23 protein-coding genes are annotated in these 24,061 nt (G+C 37.1%); 15 read left to right on the top strand and 8 right to left on the bottom strand.

Annotated features, from left to right (window positions below):
* Nucleotides 1-104 precede the first annotated feature (104 nt).
* The 9 genes from ribH (at nucleotide 105) to ACQKN4_RS05860 (ending at nucleotide 7,912) form a co-directional block, all read left to right on the top strand.
* Nucleotides 105-572, top strand: a complete 468-nt coding sequence (gene ribH / locus ACQKN4_RS05900; RefSeq protein WP_079559965.1) for a 6,7-dimethyl-8-ribityllumazine synthase — start codon at nucleotides 105-107, stop codon at nucleotides 570-572.
* A 183-nt stretch (nucleotides 573-755) separates the two neighbouring features.
* Nucleotides 756-2,201 carry a spore germination protein gene (locus ACQKN4_RS05895; RefSeq protein WP_079559966.1) on the top strand — a complete coding sequence of 482 codons (1,446 nt, stop codon included), beginning with the start codon at nucleotides 756-758 and terminating at the stop codon, nucleotides 2,199-2,201.
* Between the two features lie 509 nt (nucleotides 2,202-2,710).
* Nucleotides 2,711-4,015: a sensor histidine kinase gene (locus tag ACQKN4_RS05890; RefSeq protein ID WP_427482801.1), complete on the top strand. Its 1,305-nt coding sequence runs from the start codon at nucleotides 2,711-2,713 to the stop codon at nucleotides 4,013-4,015.
* Between the two features lie 211 nt (nucleotides 4,016-4,226).
* A complete protein-coding gene (locus ACQKN4_RS05885) occupies nucleotides 4,227-4,769 on the top strand; it encodes a histidine phosphatase family protein (RefSeq protein ID WP_079559968.1) in 543 nt (180 codons plus the stop codon).
* Between the two features lie 20 nt (nucleotides 4,770-4,789).
* A complete protein-coding gene (locus ACQKN4_RS05880; protein WP_079559969.1) occupies nucleotides 4,790-5,641 on the top strand; it encodes a GNAT family N-acetyltransferase in 852 nt (283 codons plus the stop codon).
* 176 nt (nucleotides 5,642-5,817) lie between these two features.
* Entirely contained in the window at nucleotides 5,818-6,150 is a 333-nt protein-coding gene (locus ACQKN4_RS05875; RefSeq protein WP_427482799.1) for a hypothetical protein, read from the top strand.
* Nucleotides 6,151-6,216: 66 nt separating this feature from the next.
* Nucleotides 6,217-6,438 (top strand): DUF2829 domain-containing protein, encoded by a 222-nt coding sequence (locus ACQKN4_RS05870; RefSeq protein ID WP_323646632.1) that lies wholly within the window; start codon nucleotides 6,217-6,219, stop codon nucleotides 6,436-6,438.
* Between the two features lie 56 nt (nucleotides 6,439-6,494).
* Nucleotides 6,495-7,250 carry a 3-oxoacyl-ACP reductase gene (locus tag ACQKN4_RS05865; protein ID WP_427482797.1) on the top strand — a complete coding sequence of 252 codons (756 nt, stop codon included), beginning with the start codon at nucleotides 6,495-6,497 and terminating at the stop codon, nucleotides 7,248-7,250.
* A 152-nt stretch (nucleotides 7,251-7,402) separates the two neighbouring features.
* The gene (locus ACQKN4_RS05860; protein WP_427482795.1) at nucleotides 7,403-7,912 is read left to right on the top strand and encodes a QueT transporter family protein; all 510 of its coding nucleotides are present in this window, start codon (nucleotides 7,403-7,405) and stop codon (nucleotides 7,910-7,912) included.
* A 113-nt stretch (nucleotides 7,913-8,025) separates the two neighbouring features.
* Here the strand turns inward: ACQKN4_RS05860 and ACQKN4_RS05855 are convergent, their stop codons facing one another.
* The 4 genes from ACQKN4_RS05855 to ACQKN4_RS05840 all read right to left on the bottom strand — a co-directional run bounded on the left by ACQKN4_RS05855 (nucleotide 8,026) and on the right by ACQKN4_RS05840 (nucleotide 15,029).
* Entirely contained in the window at nucleotides 8,026-8,157 is a 132-nt protein-coding gene (locus ACQKN4_RS05855; RefSeq protein WP_427482794.1) for a hypothetical protein, read from the bottom strand.
* 269 nt (nucleotides 8,158-8,426) lie between these two features.
* Nucleotides 8,427-11,831 carry a stalk domain-containing protein gene (locus ACQKN4_RS05850; RefSeq protein ID WP_427482793.1) on the bottom strand — a complete coding sequence of 1,135 codons (3,405 nt, stop codon included), beginning with the start codon at nucleotides 11,829-11,831 and terminating at the stop codon, nucleotides 8,427-8,429.
* Nucleotides 11,832-12,293: 462 nt separating this feature from the next.
* A complete protein-coding gene (locus ACQKN4_RS05845; RefSeq protein WP_427482791.1) occupies nucleotides 12,294-13,637 on the bottom strand; it encodes a TldD/PmbA family protein in 1,344 nt (447 codons plus the stop codon).
* 3 nt (nucleotides 13,638-13,640) lie between these two features.
* On the bottom strand, nucleotides 13,641-15,029 hold the full coding sequence (locus tag ACQKN4_RS05840; protein ID WP_427482789.1) for a TldD/PmbA family protein: 1,389 nt from the start codon (nucleotides 15,027-15,029) through the stop codon (nucleotides 13,641-13,643).
* Between the two features lie 240 nt (nucleotides 15,030-15,269).
* On the opposite strand from ACQKN4_RS05840, the gene ACQKN4_RS05835 reads away from it, so the two are divergent.
* The 3 genes from ACQKN4_RS05835 (at nucleotide 15,270) to ACQKN4_RS05825 (ending at nucleotide 18,059) form a co-directional block, all read left to right on the top strand.
* Complete coding sequence (locus tag ACQKN4_RS05835; protein ID WP_427482787.1) at nucleotides 15,270-15,494, top strand: transcriptional regulator SplA domain-containing protein; 225 nt, start codon at nucleotides 15,270-15,272, stop codon at nucleotides 15,492-15,494.
* A gap of 278 nt (nucleotides 15,495-15,772) precedes the next feature.
* Nucleotides 15,773-16,708 (top strand): arginine deiminase family protein, encoded by a 936-nt coding sequence (locus ACQKN4_RS05830; RefSeq protein WP_079559978.1) that lies wholly within the window; start codon nucleotides 15,773-15,775, stop codon nucleotides 16,706-16,708.
* Nucleotides 16,709-16,733: 25 nt separating this feature from the next.
* On the top strand, nucleotides 16,734-18,059 hold the full coding sequence (locus ACQKN4_RS05825; RefSeq protein ID WP_427482785.1) for an amino acid permease: 1,326 nt from the start codon (nucleotides 16,734-16,736) through the stop codon (nucleotides 18,057-18,059).
* Here ACQKN4_RS05825 and ACQKN4_RS05820 read toward each other — a convergent pair.
* On the bottom strand, nucleotides 18,056-18,826 hold the full coding sequence (locus ACQKN4_RS05820; protein WP_427482784.1) for a YqcI/YcgG family protein: 771 nt from the start codon (nucleotides 18,824-18,826) through the stop codon (nucleotides 18,056-18,058). The two genes, ACQKN4_RS05825 and ACQKN4_RS05820, sit on opposite strands and share 4 nt — an antisense overlap.
* Before the next feature lie 1,037 nt (nucleotides 18,827-19,863).
* Between ACQKN4_RS05820 and ACQKN4_RS05815 the strand changes: the two genes are divergently transcribed.
* Complete coding sequence (locus tag ACQKN4_RS05815) at nucleotides 19,864-20,727, top strand: GNAT family N-acetyltransferase (RefSeq protein ID WP_427482782.1); 864 nt, start codon at nucleotides 19,864-19,866, stop codon at nucleotides 20,725-20,727.
* An 11-nt stretch (nucleotides 20,728-20,738) separates the two neighbouring features.
* Entirely contained in the window at nucleotides 20,739-21,140 is a 402-nt protein-coding gene (locus tag ACQKN4_RS05810) for a GNAT family N-acetyltransferase (protein ID WP_427482780.1), read from the top strand.
* Between the two features lie 51 nt (nucleotides 21,141-21,191).
* Here the strand turns inward: ACQKN4_RS05810 and ACQKN4_RS05805 are convergent, their stop codons facing one another.
* On the bottom strand, nucleotides 21,192-21,629 hold the full coding sequence (locus ACQKN4_RS05805) for a MarR family winged helix-turn-helix transcriptional regulator (RefSeq protein WP_427482778.1): 438 nt from the start codon (nucleotides 21,627-21,629) through the stop codon (nucleotides 21,192-21,194).
* Nucleotides 21,630-21,749: 120 nt separating this feature from the next.
* On the opposite strand from ACQKN4_RS05805, the gene ACQKN4_RS05800 reads away from it, so the two are divergent.
* Nucleotides 21,750-22,337, top strand: coding sequence for an NAD(P)H-dependent oxidoreductase (locus tag ACQKN4_RS05800; protein WP_427482776.1), 588 nt, complete (start codon nucleotides 21,750-21,752; stop codon nucleotides 22,335-22,337).
* A 42-nt stretch (nucleotides 22,338-22,379) separates the two neighbouring features.
* Here the strand turns inward: ACQKN4_RS05800 and ACQKN4_RS05795 are convergent, their stop codons facing one another.
* Together ACQKN4_RS05795 and ACQKN4_RS05790 are read right to left on the bottom strand one after the other, a co-directional pair.
* Nucleotides 22,380-23,453 carry a HAMP domain-containing sensor histidine kinase gene (locus ACQKN4_RS05795; RefSeq protein WP_079559985.1) on the bottom strand — a complete coding sequence of 358 codons (1,074 nt, stop codon included), beginning with the start codon at nucleotides 23,451-23,453 and terminating at the stop codon, nucleotides 22,380-22,382.
* A partial coding sequence (locus tag ACQKN4_RS05790; protein WP_427482774.1) for a response regulator transcription factor occupies nucleotides 23,450-24,061 on the bottom strand: 612 nt, incomplete at its 5' end. The genes ACQKN4_RS05795 and ACQKN4_RS05790, both read right to left, overlap by 4 nt.

Here is a 24,061-nt window from a genome sequence, read left to right as displayed (position 1 = left end):
TTTATCTGTGCGAAAGCAAAGCGACAGCAACAACAAAGCACCCAGCCGGAACGGAAATCAACCACACGAAATGGTAATGAGCCATAAAAAAGGAGAAAAGAAAAATGGTTAAAACATTTGAAGCGCAATTAATTGGTACAGATTTAAAAATAGCAGTAGTAGTAGGTCGTTTCAACGAATTTATTACAAGTAAATTATTAGATGGTGCATTAGATGGTTTAAAGCGTCATGGAGTTGATGAGAATTCAATCGACATAGCATGGGTTCCTGGAGCATTTGAAGTTCCATTCATCGCAAAACAGTTAGCAGAAACAAAGAAATATGATGTAATTATTGGATTAGGGACGGTTATTCGTGGCTCAACAACACATTATGATTATGTATGTAATGAATCAGCAAAAGGAATTGCAAATGTGTCGCTAACTACAAATGTACCTGTTATTTTTGGCATTGTTACTACTGAAAATATTGAACAAGCAATTGAGCGCGCAGGGACTAAATCAGGAAATAAAGGCTATGACGCAGCAATGTCTGCTATTGAAATGGCTAATTTAAAGAAGATGATTGGATAAATATTACCTAATAATAGGGTGGGAATTTTAACGCTAAATTATTCTGACAAGCATTTTAAAAAGCGTATTTCCTTGAATATTTTTTAAAAGCATGGAGAAAATATCCGTAAGTGTATTTATGTTATTTTTCATAAATGTACTAATTTGGAGCTGGATCAGTAGGAGATGATAGATATTTCTTCAATGGAACAAGAGTTAAATTTGAAATCTTTGAAGTCACTATTTCAACGCTCTGCTGATGTAATATTCCAAGAGTATGTCTTTCGTCAACATAAAGTACACTTGATAAAATGCGATGCGATGATAAATGAGCGGTTACTGCAGACCGTTATTGTGCAACGAGTTCAATCTTTATTTACCGCAACTTCGGATGAATTGTTAGCGGAGCATATACAAAATCATTTACACATTCCCCGTCTTCAGAGAGTAACAAGTAAAGATGAGGCCATCACAAGAGTCTATAAAGGGCATGTTTTACTATATTTCGAAGATATGGATTTGCTGTATTCAAGTTATATCGCTAAAAAACCAAATCGAGAGCCTAAAGAAACAACTCTTGAATTAGTTATCAAAGGTCCGAGAGATGATTTTATTGAGGATGTTTTAATTAATATTGCTTTAATACGAAAACGATTACCGACTAATTCATTAAGTGTTGAGACATATGAGCTTGGCAAACGATCCAAAACAACCGTAGCTGTACTTTATTTAGAAGATGTCGTAAATAAAAACATGCTTGAGAAAATAAAAATGCAGCTCCAGCGAGTTGATGCAGATGTTATATTTAGCGGAGATATATTGATGGAAAGGATTGAGCAGAGCGATAAAATTCTGCCTAAACATGATTATACTGGACGTCCGGATTTTGCTGTCCAAGCTTTAAGTAGAGGGCGCATTATCATCGTAGTTGATGGAGTATCTTATGTGATTATTACACCTGCAAATGCAATGTTACTTTTTAAATCCGGTGAGGATAATGAACATCCGATTATTGTAAGTTCTATGGAGCGTTTACTGAGAATAGTTGCTATTTTAATAAGTGTACTTTTACCAGGTTTTTGGCTTGCACTTTCAACCTATCATCAAGAGCAATTGCCATTCATCCTATTGGCAACAGTCGTTGAATCAAGAACGGGGCTCCCATTTCCAACAATTCTTGAAATATTAATGATGCTTTTTATGTTTGAATTATTTCGGGAGGCAAATATACATCTACCCAATGTTATTAGTGGTTCCATAAGCGTTGTCGGGGGATTAATTATTGGAGATGCTGCGATTAAATCAGGTGTTACGAGTCCTTCCATGATTATCGTCATAGCTACATCAAGTATTGCAGCTTTTACACTCGTCAATCAATCAATTGTATCAGCAATGAGTATTCTCAGGATAATCATTGTTTTAGCATCTGCATTTTTGGGGTTATTTGGATTCTTCGTTTCGGTGTTTTTCATCCTTCTATATATTGCAAATTTACGAGTATTAGGTGTTCCATATTTAACTATGGGAGCGGATTTAAATTGGCCGGACATAAAAAAATCTTTAGTTCGCCTATCTCCTTCGGGTTACAGTAAGCGACCGAAATTTTTAAATGTTCAGGATGAAACAAAGACATCGAGTAGGAAAAAATAAATACTTCGAATGAAAAGATCAGGTTTTTATAGGCCTGATCTTTTTTTTATTTCCAAACAGACTCCCATTTCAACAATGAGAAAGTATAGCCCAAAAGTAGGAGGCGAAGGTTGATATAGTCAAAACGGGCTTGAGATGATAAACTAAGAACCAATATTCTTATTTAAAGTGGCGAAGAATCCTGAATCGTATTTTCGAACAGTGTGTTTAAGATGGATGTACAAGGGTAAATAGCCATTGTAGTTCAAAACTTCTAAGTTTCTTACTTCTCTTCATCTGATTTTCGGTAGGAAGAGCGATTCACTGCGCAAATAATGATCTTTAAACAACCATAAAAAAAGAAGTATATTGTAGTATAATAGGGTTGTTGGATATGAAATTGTTCCCTAGGTTGAAAGTATGAGATGATGATGTCAACTAACGACTAACAATTTTTATGTAATGCGAAAGCCAAGCTCAATTAAATTAAGATATTATTCATGTCAATAGATGAGGAAGTACCAGTTTGTATGAAAACACGAAAAATAAAACTAATTTTAATACTATCAACTCTCTTATTAGTATTGTTTACAAGTTTAAACATCTTTACATCCTATATAAAAATGAAAAAGACAGTAGAAGAGTCTATAGCTAACCAAAGTCTGGAAGCGGCTATTTCTATCGCATCTACTATTGATGTAGAGGCGTACAAACAATTTTTAGATAACCCCGAGGAAAATGAGTATTATTGGCAAATAAGAAGCTACTTAAATGATGCAAGAGTAAAAATAGGTGCTTTATTTGTTTATACATTAGATATTGAAAATCCGAAGGTATCTAAAGCAATGATCATGGGTTTACCAAGTGAAGTTAAAGGCTTTTATATCGGAATGGACTGTACAGTACCCGAGACACAAGTGCAAAAAGCTTATAATGGAGAAACATTTACAACAGACGTAATACAAGATTCTATATATGGCTCCTACTTAACTGTTGGTGCACCGATTAAGGATGAAAAAGAGGCGGTTATAGCATACATAGGAATTGATATTAGTGCAGACACATTAAATGACATTAAGGGAAAAGTAATCGAAGACAATCTTTTAATCTTTATTTTTAATGGTGTACTCATTTTAATGGTTACCGGCTCAGTTTTCTTCTTACAGAGATGGTATCAAAAAGAAGTAGCAGAAGAGGTTGAAGCGACAGAAGATACATATCAAGCGGAAATTAAAACTTTAATTACTTCCGTGTCCTCTTTAAGACATGATTTCACAAATCATATACAAGTATTACATGGATTTCTACAATTAGATGAACCTGATCAGGCAAAACAATATTTATCTTCATTGTCTAAAGAAGTTCATGATATAAAGTCTCTTAAATTAAATATTGATCATCCTGGCTTGTCGATTTTATTGCAAACAAAAAAACTAACGGCGCAAAATCATAATATTGATATGGATTTCACAGTCTCTCAGGATGCGTTTAATAAAATTAGAACAACGGATCTAATTAAAATCTTATCGAATTTAATAGATAATGCGATTGATGCTGCAAATGAATTATCGGAAGAACAACGTAAAATAACAATTTGCTGTGAAGCCGATGACACGCAATATAAATTACAGGTTACAAATACTGGACCAAATATTGTAGAAGCAGGGCAAATATTCAAGCGAGGATTTTCCACAAAGAAACCGGAAAATGGTAAAACAAGAGGGCAAGGCTTGTTTATTGTGAATGAAATAGTCAATAAGTACGACGGTCAAATTTCTATCGATTCATCAAAACATCTAGAGACAACCGCAATAGTAACCATTCCAATAAAGTAAATTTCGAAACTTCCTACAGAAAATTGTAGGAAGTTTTTTTATTTTTATTAATCTAAGTCCGCAACCGGCAAAGTAAAGGGGGGAGGGTTAATTGAAATATTTGCTAGTTATGCGAAATGCAGTTTCAACTATTACTTTTACATTTTTTGAGTCATTCATTTCATATAGTACTAATAATTGATGGTATTCTATTATGGAGGAGTTGAAATATTTGGATAAATCAATCCTTGATCTATTGAGAAAGGGTGGATTTGTTTTGTATGCAAGGCATGGTCAAGCAACTGTCGGAGTAGATCAGCCATATATAAATTTCCAAGATTGTGTTACGCAAAGAAATTTGTCTGAATTTGGGCGAAGGCAAGCCGTTTACTTTGGACAACTGTTACGTCATTTACAAATTCCGATTAGTTCACCAATAATCGTAAGTCCTTTTTGTCGTACAGTTGAAACGGCACAGCTCGCATTTCCTTATTCTTATATCCAAATTGACCCAATAGGTTATGGAATTTATAAATTGGGTGGAGCTATTCCTTTTATTGAAAAAAATAATATTTTATCAAATGTGCAATCAGCGTTAGAAAGAAAGCCATCGCAAGGAATGAATCAAGTGATCGTTGCCCATAGTTTTCCTGAAGATATTGGACTAGGGAAAATTTCAAACATGGGAATGGTTATTGTTAAGCCAAATGGTCCTGGAAATGGTTTTGAAATAATAAAAAAATTAACTTTAGAAGATTTATCACTTGTAAATTAACGTAGGGATGGGAGAAAAACATGAAAATAAAAACAGTCTCACGGTGCACGTTAAATGAAACTTTAAAAGCTTGGAATAAAGGCTTTGAGGGGTATTTTGTACAAATAGAAATGAATGAAGAGGTGTTTTTAAACCGACTCGTTGGGGAAGGATTATCCCCAGAGCTATCTATCGTCGCATTTGATCAAAGTAATGCTGTTGGCATTGTATTAAATGGCTTTAGACAAATAGGTGGTAAGAAAACCTCTTGGAATGGAGGAACAGGTATCTCTCCAGACTTTCGCGGTAAAGGTGTTTCTCGTGTTTTAATGGAAGAAACCATCGCCATCTATGAAAGAGAGAATGTGGAAGTTGCAACGCTGGAAGCTATAAAAGAGAATAAGGTAGCAATTGCGCTATATGAGAAGTATGGCTATACCATTACAAATCAATTGCTCTTTTTAAGTGGCGAATATGAAGCAAAAGTAGAGAAGCCAGTCGGAATTCATGTGGAAACTATTCGTCCAGAGCAGCTACCGCATTTATCTTTTTATCTGGAGGATGTTCCTTGGCAATGTAGCTGGCAAAGCAATAAACAAGGAGAAGCTAAAGTTTTTTATAATGAGAATAATGAAGCAATTGGCTATATGTTATATAAAACTGTATGGAATCAGGAGGGAGCCATAGACAGCATAGTACTTTATCAATTAGAGCTATTAGGGAATGGCAATGTTGAACATATTCCACACTTTATCGCAAGCATTACAAAACACAAAGTAAAACTGGGAACAGTTAACTTTTTAGTAAGTAATCCTGCTACGAGCTATTTGATGGAAAACGGGCTAGAAGTGAAGACGGAGCAAGTGCAAATGAAGAAGAAAATGGATTCGTAGTTTGCAAGATGAGAAGAGTCAATTTCGACGTGAAGCTAGGTAAAATGATGTTGCTTAAATTTGGGGAGTTATAGATGTGAAGAGTTATAAATTGAACCGTAATTGTTCCAAGTAGTTATAAAAAGAAGGTGTTATTAGTTATAAGGAAAATACTTATATGTAATTTACTAATATTGGTGTTGGTAGGTTGTACACCGGCTATAAATACCACTCCTACTGCGAAATCTATTCTTACAGAACATTCTCAAGCGGATATTCTTCAATATAATAATTTGATTTACATTAATACTACAAGCTTGGAATCGATGAAACAATTAGAATATACGAAATGTGAGATTATTGGGGAAATTATTAAAACTACAAATTCCTCTAAAAATTTCAACGATTTTTATGCTACTAAATTGGAAAGTGGAACAAAGATTTTCTCAACAAATGATAATAATACTGATACAATCATTGTAGATTTAAATGGGCAATATATACTTTATACAGTTTTGCTTGAGGGCTAGGTTGTAAACAATTGAAAATTCCAGTATACTAATCCGATAAAGAATGTAAATAAAGGATGAATTTAAATGACATTTGAAGAAATTTTACCTCGCTTAAAGGCGGGCGAAAAAGTAATTCGTAAAGGTTGGGGCGGTGCCGAATTATATGTGAAGCTTGTTGGACAAAGCGAACATGATGGCGAGACTTTGAATCCTTATTTTTTAATTAATGTACGCGGTGAGGGCTATACAATGTTCACACCGACAGTCTGTGATTTATTAGCGGAAGATTGGATAATTGTCAATTAATCGAAAGGAGCCATCTCAAATGAGGTGGTTTCTTTGTTTTTAGAGGAGAGAGATCAATGACGTTCGAAGAATATATGGGCAAAACGATATTTGTGACGGGGGCTAGTTCAGGTATTGGTCAAGCTCAAGCTATTGCATTTTTAGAAAATGGGGCAAACGTATTCGGGTTTGATTTAGATGAGCAAGGGTTAGGAAAACTATATCACCAATACCCTGAACAATTTGCCTATAAAGTAGGTAGTGTATGTAATAAGGACGATGTAGAGCAAGCATTTGAAGCTGCAATTTCAAAATTTAAGCAGGTAGATATTTTATTAAATACCGCAGGCGTTTTAGATGGTTTTGCAAAAACACTCGATACAGATGAGACGCTTTGGGATAAAATTATGAATACCAATGTTAAGGGAACTTTTTTTGTGACGAATACGGTATTACCCCATATGGTAAAACGAAAATCAGGCGTCATTGTTAATATGGCATCTATTGCAGGGCTTGTTGCTGGCGGTGGTGGTGCAGCGTATACAACATCTAAACATGCGATTGTCGGCTATACGAAGCAGTTAGACTTAGATTATTGTCGTGAAGGAATTCGCGCAAATGCCATTGCACCTGGGGCCATTCAAACACCGATGAATAAGGCAGATTTTGAAGGTGATGGGGAAATGGCCAAATGGGTCGCTAATGAAACGCCTGCTGGACGCTGGGCACAACCACATGAAGTAGCGAATTTAACACTTTACTTAGCAAGTTCGGCTGCTGATTATATTCATGGAGCTATTATGCCAATCGATGGTGGCTGGCTAACGAAATAAGATTGTTCAATCATAAATTCTTCTGATATAATACGCAGGTAAGCAAAAATCTGCTTGCACTACGGCACTTCAGATAGGGCGAAAAGCTCTCTTCCTTTGGTCGTAGTTATTACTAAAATAGCGGATGTGCTATTTTACAAAGGAGAATAAAATTGAATACATCTATTGTAAAAGATTCAAGCCGTACTTCTGTAACCGAGCTTACAAAGACGGCACTTGTTGCAGCTTTATATGTGGCTGTAACTGTTTTATTGTCAGTCATAAGTTTTGGGGCAGTTCAATTACGTCTATCGGAGATGTTTAACTACCTGGCCCTCTACAATAAACGCTATGTAGTAGCCGTGACTCTAGGAGTAGTACTCGCAAATTTCATGTCACCAACGTGGATATTAGATGTACCCATTGGTGGAATTGCGACATTCCTCGTTTTAGTTCTTTGCCGAAGATTAACGAAAAATATAACAAATGATCTTGTGAAAATGGTTATAACTGCATTGATTTTTGCTATATCAATGTTCACCGTTGCAGGACAATTAACAATTCTCTATGATTTTCCGTTTTGGGCAACATGGTTTACGGTTGGAATTGGAGAGCTATTGTCAATGACTGTTGGTGGTATGACTATTTATTTATTAAATAAAAAAATTGATTTATCGAAATAATTTTATGCATAAAAAGTGAGTCTTTTTTATGAAGTAAGGGTGCTCAGTTTTGACCACAATCTTACCTAGTACACCTTGGGCCGAGTTCATCAGCTCAAATACTTCCGCCTGAATCAGACAATATAAACCTCATCGCCCGGATTCTTACTGGTATATTCCAGCAAAAGATCCGGGCGATGATTTTTTTCGAAGAGGATCACGACTTCCAGTTCTTTAGCAATATTCCGCAGCCGTTCGTTAAACACTTTTGGACCCAGCGCCTCCACAAATTGCGCATCACTAAACCTACCTTTTTCATGAATCTATGTCCACGTTATCCTAAATTTTAGTGCTATAGTTTGTCTTATTATTGTTCATCAACTTGATTACCTATGCCAGTATAGACCAGACATTCATAGAAACAGTCGGAGGCCAAATGAGCTGTGCCAACAAGAAGGGACTCCTCTTATGGTCCATGAAGCACCACCTGAGGAGTCCCTTCTGTGAAGAAGTTATTTTAGCCTCTCTCTTAAGATTATAGGGTAGGTGTTACCACATCTAATGAGAAAGGTTCGGATAAAGCTGCTTTTTTAGCATTTACATTATCCGGTTTCGATAGAACGTAGAGCTTATAAGACCCAGGTGTCGTTAAATTAAGCTTGATGGTTTCCCCAGAATACTCTTTAGAAACTGTATTAATCATATAATTCGAATTAAGATTATTTACACTAAAATCCGTTACAGTACTCGGAACTGCATAAATCTCGTACCCACTAATATTTCCCATGTTGCTCGGTGTACTAAATGTGAGTGTAATTTCGTTAGCTCCAGGAGTAGCATTTGTAATCGTAGCTGGATTTACAGCTGTATCAACTGGATTTGACTTGAGTGTCACCGCGTTAGATGGCGTTGACAACGCATTGGCTCCCACCTTAGCAACTGTAAGTACTTTAGCAACATACGAGGTTCCTGCTTTGATTGGATCGCCAAAGGCGTCATTTGATACCATCAAGGTTTGTCGGATGTTGTTATTACCATTGGGTTTAATGATGGTATACAAACTGATATTTTGAATTGATTCTGCACGCTGTTTAGTGAAAGTAGAGGCCTGCCCCTCTGGAATCAGAAACACTCTATACTCTAATACATTCTGCTCATCACTAACCTTCGTAAAGCTTACCTCGATATCAGTAGAGTTACTACTTCCTTTAGCATCCAAAGATACTGATCCTACTTCATCAACTTTTGCATTATTAACCAGTTTAATAACATCAGAAGGACCGGACAAGTTATACATTCCCTGGGAGCTTCCCGTACCTACTGACAATACATACACTCGATATTCTGTATCATTTTTAATCTGTTGGTTCTCAGTATCTTTATCACCAGCTTTCAAGATCGCACTATACTGACCTTTACTTATACTAGTATAAGAAGTAGCTTTAATGGCTTCATTTAAGCCAAAGCCATTCGCCTTTGACACAGGGACAACCAGAATACGGTAATTACTTAAATTCGATTCATCGGAAGGCTTCGTGAACAATACTTGTAAATCTCGGCCATCTCCATTATCACCAACATCGCTTGCTTTAACATTGCTTACCGCTTGAAGGGCTTTGTTCTTACTAAGCTTGATTCCCGATGCAGAAGATAGAGCATTTGGGATTGAAGAATTTCCATTCGCTACAGTCAATACATAGACACTGTAGCTTGTGCCTTCCGTAATGGAATTACCGCGAACATCTCGAGCCCCATCTAACGTTCTAGTTACTGATTTATTTCCGCCCTTGCTCTCTGAGATGTAATAAGAGCTGCTATTAGCTTGCGATAGGCTGAAACTGCTGTACTCCGCTGTAGGGACAATCAAAATGCGATATTGATTGACATTTGTTTCATCGGAAGGTTTCGTGAACGATACCTGTATATCACGGCCATTTCCATAATCACTTACATCAGTAGCATTCAGACTAGATACAGCCTGCACATTGATGTTTTTACCGAGCGTAATCGTAGACGTTGGCGAGGACAGCACATTGCTACCGGAATAATTGCCATAGCCTACCGAGAGAACATAGACACGGTAGCTAGTTCTATCCGTGATATAATTGCCGCGCACATCCCGAGTATTTCCCGAGAGCGTCAGCCCATAATTGTTATTTCCTGACTTGTTCACAGTCGTATAATTACTGCTGGATACATTATTAGCATCCGACAGACTGAAGCTACTGTAATAAGTTGTTGGCACAACCATGACGCGATAGTGACTAATATTAGACTCATTTGCCGCTTTAGTGAAAGAGACATAGAGATCACGACCGTCGCCATAATCATTCACATCGCTGGCATTGAGATTCGATACTGCACCAACATTGCTACTATATAGTGTAATCGCATTGGAAGCCGACGATAATACGTTATTCCCTGAGTTTTTAGCTACGGCCATAACGAATACACGATAGCTGACCCCATTCTGAATGGCATAACCGTCTGTATCTCGAGCCCCTGAAGAGAGAACTTGAGAAATATTGTAGCCCGTCTTGTTCACTTGTGTGTAATTAGAGCTGGACAGACTGTTCGCCTTCGTCAATGTAAAGTTCGAATAGTTGTTTGCTCTTACAACAAAGATCCGGTATGCGCTAATGTTAGACTCATCGGATGCTTTGTTAAAGCTAACCCGCAGATCACGTCCATCCCCATAGTCATTGACGTCATCAACTTGAGTAATAACCGGAATAGGCAATGTATTCGCACTAAGCGTTACTGAAGATGAAGCAGAAGACAACTTATTACTAGCTGAAATAGTGTTGCTTACAGACAGAACGAACGCTGTATAAGGGACGCCGTTTTTAATATAATCACCGGAAGAGTCGCGCGACGAAGAAGTCAGAGTTCCTGTCAACGTGCCGCCATTGCTTCCCGATTTATTGACTGTCGTATAGGATTTACTAGTTAAATTATTCGCGCTAGAAAGGCTGAAATTGTTAGCATCCTTAGTCTTTACGATAAACACACGATAATTCGAAATATTATTGTCACTTTGTGGACGAGTGAAGCTAACCGAGATATCGCGTCCATCTCCAAAATCGCTAATATCGTTAATTTTTACATTTGTTACCTCTGTAACCGAAGACATGTTCGTTAAGGTAATCTTCTGAGAAGATTTCGATAATACGCTGGAATAAGAACCTTTTCCAACTGCAAGTACATACGCTACATAAGGCTCGTCATTTCTAATATAGTCTCCGTCCACATCCCGCGAACTTTGAGTTAATATTATGGAACGATCCGAGCCAGTAGGTGATACTTTCGTATAATTTGAAGCGGAGACCTTTAGGGCCGACGCCTGATTAAAGCTTTTTGAAGCCTTCACAACGAGAACCCGGTAATGATCCACAAGTGATTCAGTAGACGATTTGGAGTAGGTAACCTCCAGGTCTCGCCCATCTCCTTGATTTCCAATATCTCTAACCGACACATAGCTCGCTGGAGAAATACTGATATTGCTCGGAGTGTCAGATTTAATAGATACGATCTGATTATACGGGTTCCAGTCTACATCCTGACCAAGCGCTTCACTAACAAAGCGTACTGGCACCATTGTTCTGCCATTTATTATCTGTGCTGGTACATCAAGCGTAACTCTCTCGCCATTAATAGTGGCTACCTTCGATTTGATCTTGAGAACTACCGTTGTACCTCCTTTAATCCCAGTAACGGTTTGATTCTTTCGATCCCAATCTACGTTTGCATCCAATGCCTCAAAGATTGCTCTAAGCGGCAGCATGACACGCCCTTGAACCATCACAGGCGGCTGGTCGGTCTTTAATTGAACCCCGTCCACATAAATAGTGATGGCCCTTGCCGCTTGAGCAGTTACTGGCTGCAGCAATATCGGTACAATAAGTATCGCTGCAAGAAACAAAGTCCATATTTTCTTCATAAATTCCACCCCTTCCGATACCCTTATATTAATCTGGCAATGATAAATATCATTGTATAATTAGTACGCACCAATAGGTGAAAAAGTTTCGTATTTTTACCTATATAAGAAAATTTAACCTGGAAGGTGATTCCACATTGGCCTTATTGGGCGTTTTCCTATATGAAATAATAAAAGTACCTTCGTCGTGTCTTTCTCGACGTATTTTTCATAATACGAATGGAGAAGAATACATTTCTATGATTATAAAACGAATCGTAATGTAGGGATGATGACTTTCTTCATATTATGGGGGTCAAGTATACGAGGACAGACTACCGCCGTTGAAAGCGCTGGCTATTATCTCGGTCAAGCAGGTTCAAGAACAATAGCAATTCAGCTGTAATTAAAAAGCTTGTCGCAATGATTAGCGACAAGCATTGCCGAGGAGTACAGTTTAAAATCCGACGCACTTTTACCGTTTTATTCCACTGTTACTGATAGCTCCTTCACAAGGAGGGAAGGGGAGCCGTACCCATCTGGTAGGAAGAAAAGCTCTGAGCTAATTTCTTCGATAGTATTTAAGAACTTAAAGAAGTTTCCGGCTATAGTCATTTGCTTCACAGGTGATGCAATTTTGCCATCTTGAATATGGAAACCTTTAGCTGCGACTGAAAAATCACCAGAAACCGTATTCGTTCCTGAGTGAAGGCCAGCTAATTCGGTAATAAGTACTCCTTCAGAGACTAAGGCGATTAACTCCTCTTGTGATCGATTACCTGGTGAAATATATAAATTTTGAGGTGCGATTGATAAAGTGCCTTTGTAAGAGTCTTTATGTGCATGTCCGCTCGTTTTGCAGCCTTCCTTCTTTGCCGTTTTTCTATTATGCAATAGTGTTTGCAGTGTTCCGTCTAAAATGATCGCCTGCTCCTTTGTTGCAACACCTTCACCATCAAAGCTTGCTCCTGATAAAGCTTCAGGATGGAATGGGGCATTCAGTAATGTCAAAGCATCTGACGCCACTTTTTGTCCGACTTTACCTTTTAATAAAGATTGATCTTTTTGTGCATTTTCTGCAGACAATATAGGCATAAAAGTACTTAGTAAAGATGCTGTCGCATCTGAGCGTAGGATGATTGGATATTTTCCAGATGGAATCGATTTTTCACCTAGGTTTGCAAGTGCTTCTTCGGCTGCTGCTTTGGCAATTTCATCAGCATTGAGGGAATGAAAATCACGAGTCATTTTCAAATAACTACCCGTTTTCAGTTCCTCTCCTTCTTTGACCACTGTGGAAAGGTAGATGACTAGACCATTCTCCTTATGTGATAGAGAAAGATTTTTACTATTCGCTAATGAACGTTCAGTAGTATATTCTTGAAGAAAACAGTAATCAAGCGTTACAATGCGCGAATCGTAGGCACGGATTTTTTGTTCAATTAAAAGTAGTAGCTCGATTTTTTCAGGAATCCCGATTGACTCTAATTCTTCATTGTAAAATTCATGTGGCGTGTATTCATTATTGCCTTCAAAAATATCTATGCCCTCATCTTCATCTAGAACGTCTGCATTTGCTTTTACACTGTTGATTAAAAAGGAAATAGAATCATCGTCTAGTTTCTCTGTATAGGCGTACCCCATTTTTCCGTTATGCAGCCCACGTAGACTTAGACCCCCATCCTCAGACGTTTCATAGCTATCAATCTGTCCTTCGTAAAGCATACATTGAAAAGAGCTTTTTCGTTCGAAATAAACTTCAGTCTCTGTAAAACCGGCTTCTATCGCCTGATCTAGTAGTTTTTCTTGATATTCAGCAATATTCATCAATTATTCCCCCTTTGTTCCTCCAACTGTCATTTCGCTAACACGAATCATCGGCTGACCAACATTGACAGGAAGACTACCACTAATGGATCCGCACATGCCAGCACCGTGCGCAAGATTATTACCAACACGATCAACTAGCTGCAATGTTTTTGCTCCGTTACCTATAAGTGTTGCACCACGTACAGGATGATCGATTTTTCCATCCTTCACAATATAAGCTTCCATAGCCGCGAAGTTATAGTCACCTGTTGATGGATTTACTTGCCCGCCACCCATATATTTTGCATAAATACCATATTCGGTAGATGCAATTATTTCATCAGGTGTAGAAGTGCCTGGCGCGATAAATGTGTTCGTCATTCGGGATGTTGGATTGAAACGATAAGATTGGCGACGTGAAGATCCAGTTGGTTCAGCATTCATACGGCGCGCATTAAATTTATCAATCAAGTAGCCTTTTAAAATTCCATTTTCAATTAAGATGTTTTTTCGCGTTTTTTCCCCTTCATCATCAATGTTAAGGGAACCCCATTCGTTTGGAAGTGTGCCATCATCAATATATGTAACAATGTCAGGGGCAACTTTTTCACCAAGACGATTTGCAAAAACGGAATTGTTTTTCGCGACGGCTGTAGCCTCAAGTCCATGACCACAAGCTTCATGGAATATAACACCGCCGAATTCATTATCAATGATGACTGGGAATTTTCCGCTAGGACATTCATCGGCATGAAGCATCGTGACCGCAATACGTGCAGCTTCACCAGCATAGTGCTCTAGATCTAGATTTTCGATAAATTCAAAGCCTGCATGTGCGCCAGGACCGTAGGAGCCAGTTTGCGTTTCTTTGCCCTCGGAGGCAGTTGCCTGGATAGTAAGTCGACTATAAATACGCGTATCTTCTACAAATTTTCCTTCTGAGTTGGCGATTAAAACATGCTGCTCATCGTCAAGATACCGAACTTTAACTTGACTGATACGTTCATCATAATTTCTAGCAATGTCATTAGCCTTCCGCATGATTGTTGCTTTTCTAGCATGAGCCACACTGTTTGGTAGGATGATAATGTTATGAACAGGTGTAATAATTTCTTTTTTTAGTGGTTGAATAGTTCCGGTAGCGCCGCCTTTAATAGCAAGTGCTGCTCGTTTTGCTGCTGCTAGTAAGCCTTCCTCTGAAAAATCGTTTGTGTACGTGTAGATGCTCTGAAGACCGGAAAAAATGCGTATACCAATACCAAAGTCACGACCTGAAATACTTTGTTCAATTTTTCCACTTAGCAATGTACATTCATTGACAAACTTATCCTCGATGAAAACTTCGGAAAAATCGCCACCTGTTGAAAGGGCAGCTTCAAGTACATTTTCAATAACTGATTGTTTTATCATATTTTTTCCTCCTTTTATCAATTATACCAATCAATAGGAATATTCAGTGTTCGTATATTGGGATTAAATCTAGTGAAATTTATCACGTAAATTAATATATATTCTAATTGAGACGTTTTATGATAGGAGCGTTGGTAGGTAGGGCATATTTTTAATGAACATCTACACGAAAATCAAAAATTAATTATAATTTACTGCTTCTATCACCAAACTAATGGAAAATCAGAGGAAGGTGATGGAATGAAGCAGCAATATAATGCAGGGGATATTGTTTATATTTTTTATCGTCATCCATATTTTCAAGAAGTTGCGAACATACAGGAAGCGGCAGTTGTGAATAATCCGGATCACCCAAATGAACAGGCGCTTTTTCTATTTGGGACTTATTATCCGATAACAAACGATATTCTAATATTTACAAGCGAAATGGCAGCTGTGCAAGCTTATCATCAGTATTTTCACTGATAAAGGTTATGAAATGGAATTATTTTGTAGCGAGAGAAACTAGTTATAATTAATAGGTTTTTTCTCTAAATTTTAATACTGCGGAATCTCTTAGCTTTTTCCCAATTTCATTAAATTCCTTGGAAGCCTCAACCTCCATCGCATCTCTTATGCAACAATATCTCATTCTTATCTTTTGAAATGGATACTAATAGTTCTGCTACCTATTTTGTCTGTATAATCCCAGTTTTGATGGTAACGCTAAGCCGAGATAGTCATTCAAAAAGGGGAGAATCTATTTGTACTCATTTCAACCGAAATGTTTGTCGGAGCATGAAGAGCTTGAGGTTGTTATGCTTTGTGCACCATCAAAATTAGATGTAACAGATTTAACAATAGCTGAAAATGTAGGGTGGAGTGCTACTGTCAATCACGTAAAAGCAATGGAGAATTTCATGGAATTAAAGACGACGCTAGAAAATGAAGGTGTCAAGGTTATTGATTATTCGAAAGAACTAACAAATGGTGAGAAAACAGTAAGTGAGCAGCTTATTAATAGGTACTTTGTACGCGATCTAGCCTGTGTTTTGGGAAATAGGATTTTCCTTGGAGAGGCGGGAAGCTCGCTAAGGCGACCGGAGTATCCACATGCGCACTCATTATTAGATAAATGGTTTCCAGCAAAAAATTTAAAAGTGAAACAACCTTCTACTGCTTTAGAATGTGGAGATGTAATGATTTTAAATAGGGATGCAGTGCTTATTAATATTGGTATGAGAACAACGTTAGAAGCTGTAGAAAGTATGAAGGATCACATCTTCCAAGAAGGATTTACAGAAATCGCGATTATTGATTTGCCGAGACGATCCGATACACTTCATTTAGATATGAATTGTAATGTGACAAACGCTAATCTAGTAATCGCTAAAAACTTTATGCGTTATTTTCCTGTACAGGTGTTAACGCCTCAAACAATTCGTTTCGAAATGACCGAGCAATTTTTAAATCATCATGGCTTTGATGTCTACTGGCTTGAAAAATATAATACAATCCCTGATATCAATTTTATCAATCTTAATCCCGAAACACTGTTGATTAGTAAACAAGCAACGAAGCAGCAATGGACGAAACATCCACTGTTACAAAAAAAGAACTTAATAGAAATTGAAGTCACAGAACTTGAAAAAGGCGGTGGTGGCATTCGTTGCATGACATTGCCATTGTTAAGAAAGTAAGCAAAAGGCAGGAGGGCTGATCAAAATGACATCTAAAACAAGTAAAGGAAGGTTGTCTTGGTGGCAACTTTCGCTTCTCGGTATAGGTTGTACATTAGGAACAGGATTTTTCCTTGGGACAAGTATGGCCATTCATAAAAGTGGTCCTGCTGTTTTAATTCCTTTTTTGTTAGCGGCGATTGCTACGTACATTGTCTATGATGCTCTTGTTAAGATGTCAGTTGACAATCCAGATAAGGGATCATTTCGTACTTATGCAAAGCAAGCTTTTGGAAATTGGGCAGGATTTAGTAATGGCTGGATTTACTTGATTTCTGAGATGCTTATTATGGGCAGTCAATTGATGGCGCTGGGTATTTTTACAAAGCTTTGGTTTCCAATACTTCCATTATGGAGTGCTGCATCTATTTATGCAGCACTTGGATTAGCCGTTATTCTTATGGGCATGAAGGGCTTTGAAAAATTTCAAAATATTTTTGGGGCGTTAAAGGCTGCAGCAGTTGTCATGTTTATATTAGTAGCGGTTGTATTAATAATAAAAGGATTTAATACGGAAACTACTACACTCGATGCGCTGTATGCAAATTACGAAGAATTTTTCTCTAAAGGTGTGAAAGGGATTTGGCTTGGACTGCTATACGCTTTTTATGCATTTGGAGGAATTGAGGTTATGGGTTTAATGGTCATTGACTTAAAAAATCCTAAAGAAGCGCCGAAAGCTGGAAAAGTGATGATTATTGCTATTACTGTCATTTTTATAATAGCTATTATGCTTGCCTTGGCACTTGTTTCTTGGAAGGACTTTACTATTGAGGAAAGCCCATTTATTACAGCGCTTAATGGCTATCATATACCTTTTTTTGCAGATATTTTTAATGGTGTTTTAATTATTGCAGGTTTTTCAACAATGGTAGCCTCTTTATACGCGGTCATAACGATTCTTATTACACTCGCAGAGGATCACGATGCTCCAGCTTCTCTAGCGAAGAAGGGGAAAATGAAGATTCCATTTCCTGCATTTCTCTTTTTAGCTAGTGGTTTAATCGTAACGATTGTTATAGGATTCCTCATGCCAGAAAAGATATTTGAATATTTGGTTACAGCTGCAGGCTTAATGCTAATTTATAACTGGCTCTTTATATTAGTGACCTATATGAAGCTAATGGACCTGTCAAAGTGGGAGTATGTGAAGAATGGAATAGGGATGTTACTCATTGCGGTGACAGTGTCTGGAACGTTAGGGGAAAAAACAAGCAGACTCGGTTTTTTCGTGAGCCTGCTTTTTATCATCTTAATAGGGGTTGCGACTTGGATTGTAATGAAAAGGCAAAAACAAGGTAAGGAAGCTTAATGTTCTTTGTTCTGTGGAAAAATCAGAGAATTTTGCATACGTAAAAAAGGACATTTTGATGGACTAACATTATCATCGCTTAAAAAATACTGCTTCCATTCATTACTTCCTTCTTGCCCATACCATTTTAAATCAGGATGGGCAGGGATATCATCGTATTCGTTAATGCGTTGCCGAATAAGTTTCTTTAATTTTCGACCAAATGCAGTAGAGTCGTTTATTTCTTCAAATATCCAGCGTGGCTGGAATGCCATTAATAAAGTAGAGAAATGACGACTCTTTCTTAATTTGTGTGCGGGCGTTGCACAAGATACAAAATAAGGCTCACCGTTAAAACAAAATTCCCATTCATTATGTGATGGATCGGTTGGAATTTCCTTTGGCCAATCAATTTCATCGAATTTAGTTAAATTGTTTAAAACTGACCAAAATAAATTATTATAATCCGCAACGTCGAATTTATGCATCTCATTGGGCGTTTTGAAGAAAATGGTATGTGTTGTATAGTTGCCGAATGTTTGACAGTGCTTATTGTATTCCTTTAAGCAAAGTGCTAATGTCTTTATCGATTGTTCCTCTCGTGGATCTCCGATAAAACTGTAGCGAAGATGGTTCGATAAAAAACCTTTTCTTGCTGGAATACAGGGGAACGTATTTGCTTCATCTGCAACCATGGCAGCGAAGTCGATATATGCTGACTGTTGCCATAATGGAAGTGTTTCAAAATGTTCTTCGATCCACTTCTTGTCTAACACTGCTACTTCCACTTGAGTCTCCTCCTTCTATACATCCTTATATTATTAAATAAAGTGGGGATGAGTGACGATGTATAGGCATTAACGTTTTTTAAATAGGCTTATTACCATAACATGTGGTTGGTTTCCATTCCGGCTGGACGCTTTGTTGTTGCTGTCGCTTTGCTTTCGCACAGATAAAACATTTGCTGCCGCTACGCTTTTGCACAGAGCAAAGTTTCCTGGGGGCGTCGGGGCAACAGGTTGTTGGTCATGAAGGTGTTATTACAGGGTGTGATGGTTTTAGCCTTCGTTCCTCTATGAGCCGCCCAGTCTCCACTCCAATCAACTTATATGCATGACATACGTTTAGCAAAATGTCATCCTTAAATTCCGATGTGAATCAATTTATTAGAAATCATTTATATGGCTAAGTACAATAACGTGTGTCCTTTGGCATGGTACTTAAATTTTCAGCAACAACTGGTCTATGCGAAAGAGAAGTGGTGGCACAAAGCAGGGAAGAGGCTTGATGCTTACCGGCAGGAAAGCGAGTGGCGTGTAGCGGAAATCCTCCCTCTATAACGCCATAACATTCTCAATGGTTTTTTTGCCATTTTATCTTTCAGCATTAAAAAGGAGTAGTCCCGATCATAGGGCAACTCCTTCCCGTTGTTGAAGACTAGTATGTTAATGAAATTAAGTATGTCCCTCCAGCAAAACGAGTGGTTGATTTCCGTTCTTCGATTGAGCGTTTTGTAGCTGCCGCTTTGCTTTCGCTACAGAAAACATTTGTTGTTGCTGTCGCTACGCTTTTGCACAGAGCAAAGTTTCCTGGGGGCGTTCAGTCTCCATTCCAATCAACTTATACGCATGACATACGCTTAGCAAAATATGATTCCTGATTTTTAGTAAAAAGTAAATTAATAGTTTCAATTTTATTTATCATAGAAAACATGATTAATGATATGATATAGTCCTAATATTTCAATTAATTAACATAAAGAGTATTTATTTAGTGTAAAAAAATTAAGAAGTTGAAAAAAATCCAAGAAAGGATGATCAGGCATTTGATTTCAACTAATATAAAATTAACAAAGCGTATGTTAAGGATTATAAAGAATGCGGAAGAAGAAGCTTCCTCCTCACAGCAAAAATTGTTACGCCCAATTCATTTCCTGCTTGCTTGTTTCAAAGAAAAAGAGGGGGCACTTGGTGAATTAGTATTAAAATGTACTATCGATGAAGCGTCTTTAAGAAACTTGGTGAATGAATTTCATCAAAAAACAGAAATGAAAGTTACTAGCCATAGCTTATTTTCTATTCCAATATCAAATGATGTTTTAACAGTATTGGAACAAGCGATTTGCTATATGCGAAACTATAACCAGGTTTATTTAAATGAAGGTCACTTTCTTAAAGCTCTTATCAAGACGAAAATGCTTGAGGAATTCGTTTCAGAAGAAGATACGAAACTGATTTTAAAGCTTGCTACGACTTCGCGGGATATGGTTACTCATCTTCGCCATTACAATTTCCACGATGCGATTTCTACTAATATTCGTAGAGTCAACCGAGATGATAAAAACAAGCTTATTCATTTTGTAGAAAGTCATTTTTCGCAAGAGTGGTCAGAAACGATTAAAAGTGCATTTTTAAATATTACACCTTCCATATATGTAGCTTTTGATGATAGAGGAGATCTTGTTGGATTTGCTGGATTTGACATTTATCAAAATAAAAAATGTTATTTTGGCCCAATGGGTGTAGCGAAAACTAATCGGGTGAAGGGGATAGGATATTCCCTCCTTCATCATTGTTTAAAAGATATGAATGAGTTGGGGTATGAATATGCAATTATCGGAGGAGCGGGTCCAATCGAGTTTTATGAACAAGCTTGTAAGGCTGTTGTCATTCCTGCTACCGATTTTTAAGGAGATAAGAGATGAATATAGTTCAAGCAAACACTATTTCTCCAGCTATTAGAAAACTACTTTCATTTGCAACTTCGGATAAAAAAGTTCAACAAGAGTATGAAAAATATATACTTTTATCGAATAGGACTTTATATAGCTTTGAATCCGAAGGTGAAATAATTGGTTGTATTGGTATAGAACAATTCAATTTATCAAAGTGTGAGATTAAACATATCGCTGTATTAACTGATCAAAGAGGTAAAGGCATTGGCAATAAAATGATTAATTATATAGCAAGTAAGTACTCATCAATTGTTGCTGAAACGGATTGTGAGGCTGTAGATTTTTATCGTCGCTATGGTTTTTTCATAACTAGCCTTGGGGAGAAATACCCTGGTGTGGAACGCTTTTTATGTCAATATAATAAATAATGAAAAAACCTGCAATGCTTTTCTTATAGTGAAAAGCATTGCAGGTTCTTTTTATATTTTTGGATTAAAGACCTTTTCGTCAAGAATGTTTAATGCTTGATGAATGTCCACTAAATCATTTGTAGATACATGTTGGATAAGCTGCTGAAAGCGCTCTTCTATACAGGAGAATGCTTCCTCCATTATTTTTTCTCCTACTTCTGTCAGGCAAATATAGTGCTTTCTTCGATCCTCAGTATCGCTAATTTTTTCAATAAACTTTCTTTCCTGTAGTTTTCTTAATTCACGGCTTGTATTAGGTAAGGACATATGCTGGCAATCACTAATTTCTGTAGGTGTAACTGGCTGGCTTACCTTTATATATTCTAAAATTTTATATTGTACAGGTGTAATGTTATCGATTTTAACGTTTTGGGTTAGTTCGTGCGTTACTTGGTGTACCGCTGCTGTAAATGCTACGAACTGCTGAAATAATTGTTTTTTGTCCAAATGGGTTCACCTCTTACTGACAAGATAACAAAAAACTTATCTTAAAACAATTATCATTTGACAACTATAATTGGATAGTTTACTATTTTGTTATCAAATGATAACAAATGGAGGCGCGTAATGAATACATTAATTATTTATACATACCCCAATCATAAAAGTTTGAATTATGCTTTTTTACAGGAGGCTATAAAGGGCTGTCATGACAATCCTTCCATAAAGGAGACTCAAGTTTTAGATTTATACGAGGAACAGTTTAACCCGATTTTAGTATTTCATGAACATAAACGTCGTCGTGATATGTTTCGTGATCCAAAGCTTGAGAAATATCGTGAACAAATTAAGTGGGCTGATAAAATCGTTTTTGTTTATCCGATATGGTGGGGTAGACCACCAGCAATGCTTTTAGGGTATATTGATCAATTATTTGCGGCCAATTTTGCGTATAAAGATAAAAAGGGGCTATTTCCTGAGGGGCTTTTAAAGGGAAAATCAGTAGTGTGTATTTCGACAATGAAGGGGCCAACAAAGTATCCACTCTTATGGCTGAATAATGCGCATAAAGTATTAATGAAAAGAGCGTTATTTAATTATGTTGGCATTAAACAAGTGAAGTTTTTTGAATTTGGCAATATGGAAAGTAAGAAGGGGAGACAAAGCAAAAAACTCGAAAAAGTTTATCAATATTTTAGAAAAGTAGCTTACTAGTTCATCCGCCAAATAGACTCGTGCAGACAAAGTAAGAATCTCTTATTTGTTTGCATGAGTCATATTGATTTCTAGTGGCAGTGTTACAAAAAATGTTGTAAATTCAGCAGACTTGCTTTCAACAGTAATTGTGCCGTTATGCATATCGACGATTTTCTTGACAATAGATAGTCCTAAGCCACTTCCACCATTCTCAGCCGTCCTCGATTGGTCCGCCTTATAAAATCGTTCGAATATATGATTTTGTTGTTCTTCTGTTAAACCAATTCCATTATCATGAATGGCAATAGTTATCGTATCTATTTGCTTCGTCATAGATAGTGTAATAATGCCAGCAGATGGCGTGAATTTAATGCTGTTGCTTAGTAAATTCATCCATACTTGATTCATTAAGTCCTCATCCGCCACGACCGAAATGTTTTCCAGTTGAAGATCCAGGTCGATGTTTTTAGCTAGCCAATTTGGCTCGAGCGTTAATACGACGTTGCGCAATTGCTTATCGAGTCGGTAATGACTTGGCTCGAAGGGGTGATGCTGTGATTCTAATGAAGTAAGCTTTAGTAAATTGTCACTTATTTTTGATAGTCGATTACTTTCCATCTCAATGATTGCTAAATAATGCTGTCGCTTATCCTCTGGGAGGTCAATGTTTTTTAATGCTTTAGCAAAGCCATTAATAGAAGTTAGAGGTGACTGAATTTCATGCGATACATTCGAGATAAATTCTTGGCGCATTCTTTCCATTTCACCTAACTCAACCGCCATATGGTTGATGCCATGTATTAATTGACCAAATTGATCTTCGTCATCTGCTTTAAGATCTAATTTGACAGTGAAATCACCTTTAGCAATCCGACTTAATGCATCTACAATCGTATTCCAATAGTTCCGTTGTTTTTTTAGCCCAATTAAAAAGGTGATGATAACAGTGCAAGCAAAGAGAACAAAAACACCGACTACGGTCCATAATTGGAGCCAGAAACCTTGTGGATGCTTGCCTAACCAATCATAAAGCCAAGACGTTATGTGGTAGGAAATAAAAGCAAATACGATGCTAATGGTAAGAAGAAGCATTAAAATTAAAAAAAGCTTTAAACTATTTTTTAATCTTCTCATGAAACAAGTTCCAATCGATAGCCTAGGCCGCGAATTGTACGAATAATAAATCCACTTGTATCTTGTGGGAATCGTTGACGAAGTCTTTTAATGTGAACATCGACTGTACGTTCATCACCTTCATAGTCGTATCCCCAAATTTCTTCGATTAACTGTTCACGGGAAAAAGTTTTTCCAGCATAGCTTGCTAATGTAAATAACAGTTCAAATTCCTTTAAACGAAGTGTTAAAGATTTACCGTTATACAAAACCTCATGTGTATTACGATTTAACTTAATATTGCCAGCCTCCACAAGTTGAGAAAGGGAAATTTGGTATCTTTTAAGTATTGATTTCACACGAACAATCAGCTCTGCTGGTTCAAATGGTTTAACAAGATAATCATCTGTTCCAAGATTAAAACCTTTTACCTTTTGTGAAGTTTCTCCCTTTGCGGTTAACATCAAAATCGGTAGATTATCATTAAATGAACGTATTTCTTCGCATAATTCCCAGCCATCCATATTTGGCATCATAATATCCATGATGTAACAAATCTCTAGAATATCAGTATTACAAGGCTTTCTATCGGTCGTTGAGTTAAAATGATGCCGAAACAATGCCTGGTT

The organism is Lysinibacillus sp. NPDC093692 (assembly GCF_050280125.1).
Classification (GTDB): domain Bacteria; phylum Bacillota; class Bacilli; order Bacillales_A; family Planococcaceae; genus Lysinibacillus.
This window is presented reverse-complemented; position numbering and strand designations above follow the sequence as displayed.

What these genes read in the sequence shown, in the direction of transcription:
- ACQKN4_RS05825 (WP_427482785.1), top strand. Translation starts at nt 16,734, where the DNA reads ATGACATCTAAAACAAGTAAAGGAAGGTTGTCTTGGTGGCAACTTTCG.
- ACQKN4_RS05795 (WP_079559985.1), bottom strand. Translation starts at nt 23,453, where the DNA reads ATGAGAAGATTAAAAAATAGTTTAAAGCTTTTTTTAATTTTAATGCTT.
- ACQKN4_RS05835 (WP_427482787.1), top strand. Translation starts at nt 15,270, where the DNA reads ATGAAGCAGCAATATAATGCAGGGGATATTGTTTATATTTTTTATCGT.
- ACQKN4_RS05880 (WP_079559969.1), top strand. Translation starts at nt 4,790, where the DNA reads ATGAAAATAAAAACAGTCTCACGGTGCACGTTAAATGAAACTTTAAAA.
- ribH (WP_079559965.1), top strand. Translation starts at nt 105, where the DNA reads ATGGTTAAAACATTTGAAGCGCAATTAATTGGTACAGATTTAAAAATA.
- ACQKN4_RS05810 (WP_427482780.1), top strand. Translation starts at nt 20,739, where the DNA reads ATGAATATAGTTCAAGCAAACACTATTTCTCCAGCTATTAGAAAACTA.
- ACQKN4_RS05890 (WP_427482801.1), top strand. Translation starts at nt 2,711, where the DNA reads ATGAAAACACGAAAAATAAAACTAATTTTAATACTATCAACTCTCTTA.
- ACQKN4_RS05865 (WP_427482797.1), top strand. Translation starts at nt 6,495, where the DNA reads ATGACGTTCGAAGAATATATGGGCAAAACGATATTTGTGACGGGGGCT.
- ACQKN4_RS05895 (WP_079559966.1), top strand. Translation starts at nt 756, where the DNA reads ATGGAACAAGAGTTAAATTTGAAATCTTTGAAGTCACTATTTCAACGC.
- ACQKN4_RS05840 (WP_427482789.1), bottom strand. Translation starts at nt 15,029, where the DNA reads ATGATAAAACAATCAGTTATTGAAAATGTACTTGAAGCTGCCCTTTCA.
- ACQKN4_RS05800 (WP_427482776.1), top strand. Translation starts at nt 21,750, where the DNA reads ATGAATACATTAATTATTTATACATACCCCAATCATAAAAGTTTGAAT.
- ACQKN4_RS05870 (WP_323646632.1), top strand. Translation starts at nt 6,217, where the DNA reads ATGACATTTGAAGAAATTTTACCTCGCTTAAAGGCGGGCGAAAAAGTA.
- ACQKN4_RS05850 (WP_427482793.1), bottom strand. Translation starts at nt 11,831, where the DNA reads ATGAAGAAAATATGGACTTTGTTTCTTGCAGCGATACTTATTGTACCG.
- ACQKN4_RS05845 (WP_427482791.1), bottom strand. Translation starts at nt 13,637, where the DNA reads ATGAATATTGCTGAATATCAAGAAAAACTACTAGATCAGGCGATAGAA.